Source organism: Phaeobacter sp. HF9A (assembly GCF_011806385.1).
In the GTDB taxonomy this organism is placed as follows: Bacteria; Pseudomonadota; Alphaproteobacteria; order Rhodobacterales; family Rhodobacteraceae; genus Epibacterium.
Map to the genome: position 1 here is coordinate 1 of NZ_JAATOX010000214.1, position 3,557 is coordinate 3,557.

General features: G+C 46.2%; 2 protein-coding genes. One reads left to right on the forward strand and one right to left on the reverse strand.

All coding sequences use genetic code 11. The annotated features are described in order from the left end of the window. Positions 1 to 621: 621 nt before the first annotated feature. Positions 622 to 2,373 carry a hypothetical protein gene (locus HCZ87_RS20310; protein ID WP_167646881.1) on the forward strand — a complete coding sequence of 584 codons (1,752 nt, stop codon included), beginning with the start codon at positions 622 to 624 and terminating at the stop codon, positions 2,371 to 2,373. 11 nt (positions 2,374 to 2,384) lie between these two features. Here HCZ87_RS20310 and HCZ87_RS20315 read toward each other — a convergent pair whose 3' ends face one another. Further along, positions 2,385 to 2,642: a hypothetical protein gene (locus HCZ87_RS20315; RefSeq protein ID WP_217701981.1), complete on the reverse strand. Its 258-nt coding sequence runs from the start codon at positions 2,640 to 2,642 to the stop codon at positions 2,385 to 2,387. Between the last annotated feature and the right edge of the window lie 915 nt (positions 2,643 to 3,557).

Below are 3,557 nucleotides of genomic sequence, written 5' to 3' on the forward strand. Positions count from 1 at the left end.
ATGACCCCCGCCCAGAAACTGAGAACGGCCGCGTAAATTCTACGACCAAGTCCCCGCAGAAACGGGGGGATTACCCGAACAAATTAACGATAAATCAAGAAACTTCGCCCTCAAGAAAACTCCATCGACATAGAGCACCAACTCCCGCCCATCGTGAGGCGCTATCTCCATCGGAAGTAGATGATTCGAAGTCCTAGCCATGTCTTCTCAGTGAACAATTAGGAAAATTGGGGCGCGCCAGACAAGCGAGTGAGAATGTCCAAATCGCATTAGAAGTGCAATGAGCGGCGGGCTTCATGTAGCCTATTCTCACTTTCCCCAACGCCTGAACACCATTGACGGAATGCAGCTATCCAAGCAAAACACCTTGCCTTGCGGAGCTTCGGTGTCAAGCTTCAAGCTGGCGTGTATGACCTTCAATCATTGTCTACAAATTGAGATCAGTTCAATTTTAACCAAAGCGTTCGCTTGCAGTTTCTAAGAAATAGTCACAGTACATCAATGGCTTATTCATAGCGCGGCGCACGGGCGGATCATGTAGGCTTACATAAATTTTTATCGTTTCCATTTCGTTTGCAATTTCTCTGCAACTCTCCAATTGACTTGGAATGGAGAACTGCGATGCCAACTTCACTAAACGCGACTTCTGAACTTAGATCAAGTTTTACTCAAAGTCATTTTGGTGGAAATTTTCTGTTTCACAGAGATAGCCTCGATGGCGGAGGCTCATACGAAGAACTGGCAGAGGACCTAGGACTAACTACAGTTCGCTTTCCGGGCGGTTCGGTTACCGAAGAATATTTCGACATCAAAAATCCGAACAACACGCATGCGATGAATGCACAAACTGGTGAACCGGTAAATTTGATCCCCCTCGACCGTTGGCTTGAAATGGCTGGGGAACTGGATATTTCAACAACAATAGTAGTGCCAACGAAGAATTTTCTTTCCGATGAAGTGGATGAAAATGGGAATAGATACGCTGAATTCGATAGGGACGCACTCCACGACTTTGTTTCTGACATTGTGCAAGGCGTTCATGGAGACGGAAAGGTCGCAGCGTTCGAAATAGGAAACGAGTACTGGGGCTCCGGCCAAATGTCAGCTGTCGAGTACGGAAGACTAGCAAGCGAAATGTCGTCTGTGATAGATGAGGCGCTGGATGAGTCTCAAGCCATGGGCTTTGAGACAGAAAATATTGATATTGTTGTTCAAGCAGGAACCAACTTTAGTTATTCCAGCTTGAGCAATGACTATACAGACTTTGACAGCAGCGAAGAGATATTAGAAATGCTGTCGGAGGAATATGATTTCGACTTCTCTCAAGGCTTCACCTTCTCCGGAGGAGATATAAACTGGACCAAGGTGAACAATCAATTAATCATGCAAGAATTCGACGATGATGAAATTAATGCAATTGATGGGGTTGCAACCCACGTTTACACTCGGGGTGAAAATCAGCCCGGCATGAGGGACTTCTCGACAAAGTTGATTGAGGACACCTGGGGGCAGACCCGTGAGGGCTTGGATACCTACGTAACTGAATGGAACTTGAAATCCACATCCTCTCTAGATGACGAGAGTGACTACGGGCTACATCAGGCACATGAACTCCTTGAAATCGTGGAGCAGTTTCCTGAACATGGCGTTGAAGCTGCATATGCGTGGCCGATCTTACAGAATACAAGAAATGCCTTTAGTCTAGGCTCAGACCATGATGAATTGACTGTCAGCGGTGAAATGTTTCGGATGATGGGTGACACTCTTCCTGGAAACCGCCCGATTGATTTGATTGGATCTGGGAGTGAGGAAACGGAGCTGTCGACTCCGGATGTCGACGTACATGCATTTGGAAACCCTAACGAGTTGGTCTTGTTCCTTACATCACAGTCGTCAGATGTTACCTCCAGTGACTTCGATTTGAACGGCCTAATGACCGGCGGGGAAAATATCTCAGTCACATATCTAGGAGTCGAAGATGGTGACGCACCTGGAAGTAGATATGCGAAGCCAGATGTCGAAGAAGCTTCAGCCTCTGAAATCAATGAAGAAATTTTCCGAGACGGAGTTCTTCATGCCGATCTTGACGCATTGGAGGTTATGATGGTTGTAATAAGCCAACCTGACTGGAGTTCCGAAATGGAGACATATTGGGAAGCTGTGTCGGCCGTCGAAGAGGAATTCGGAGAGGTGGGCGGAGTGTACGACGCAGAAGATTTAATAGCTTCGCTGTCCTTATCTCCAGATGAAGATCCACCAGTTGTTGAACCCGTCCCCGAAGATCCGGTTGACGAAGAAGTTGCAGGTGACGGCGGGATGGGTATCGCAGCTGTATTACTGGGATTGTTACCGATTCTTGCCTTAGCATTATAGATAATCCACACTCAATCTTTTCTAGCAGACCATGTTGCGAGTTTATCGAAACCGATTTCTTGCAGGTGAAAGAGAAGTTCTTGGAGGGTTAGTTTTTCTTCTTCAACGATATCCTTGACCATATCTGCTAGCCACTTCTCTGGCGTCCACTCGCATCTCGAAAATTCCTCTTTAACCGTTGAGCTGGGCCTAAAAACAGGAGGGAGATCCCTGCCGTCTTCGAAGCGCGACAAGCCTATAATTCCTTGACTAGAGTGAAACTTATACATTAGTCACGTCCCATATCTTGAAGTTCACTCATGCGTGTTGCAGGGTATTTCTGGTATTCAATAGAATGCAATGTAGTTTTTCTTGTCTGTTTTGCATTCTCATGTGGTCTGCGATTAAACTTGGGCATGATTTTTCACTGAGCTGTTCTGTTGCCATTAAGATCGATGCGATTAGCATTTCCTCATACTGTAGCAGCAACAGTTCATGGTCCATAATACATCTCGGCTCAGGAATAGCGGGCCGCATGGGGAGAATTTCAGATCTTGAACAATGTAACTTTTCTGCTGAGGTATTTGATACTTCGGCATATCTGTCTCTTCGACGAAAGACCAAGTTGAACATTGAGGAACACGTTCTCTTCATAGAAGTCATATATTTGCCCCCAGATGGCAGTGTGTAGAACGTCAGAATTTTGGAAATTGGTAAACAAAGTGATAACCATAGTGTGCTGTTGGCGAGGGGGAGAGATGCAGAACATGAACCATCTCTGTCGATGTGAGTTGATGCGCACAAAAACAGAAACTGCGGCAGCATATGATGTGCCAACTATGTCGTATCGTCTATATGTTGATGTCTCTGAATAATTCAAAAAAATGAATTATTGTGGATTTTGCGACATATATTTTTGCGATTTCGCGTTAAGCGATGGCATTGATCGTGTCATGGTCCGTGCACATGTGAAGCTATTGCAATATAATCTTAGGTCGATTCTCTGACAGAGGTCTGAGGTCTATATTCGGCATGATTCCATGTGCCTAGAATCGGACGATTTGGTCCTGTCCTGCGGCCTTGTTGCACAAATCGGCTGATGTGCGAGCTTCCCCCTTCCCCGAACGAACTTACTCTACGGGCTGTGTGACGGGGATTCCAAGTGCCGTGTAGCCGTTGAGCACGGCGATACGCACCTGCAGCTC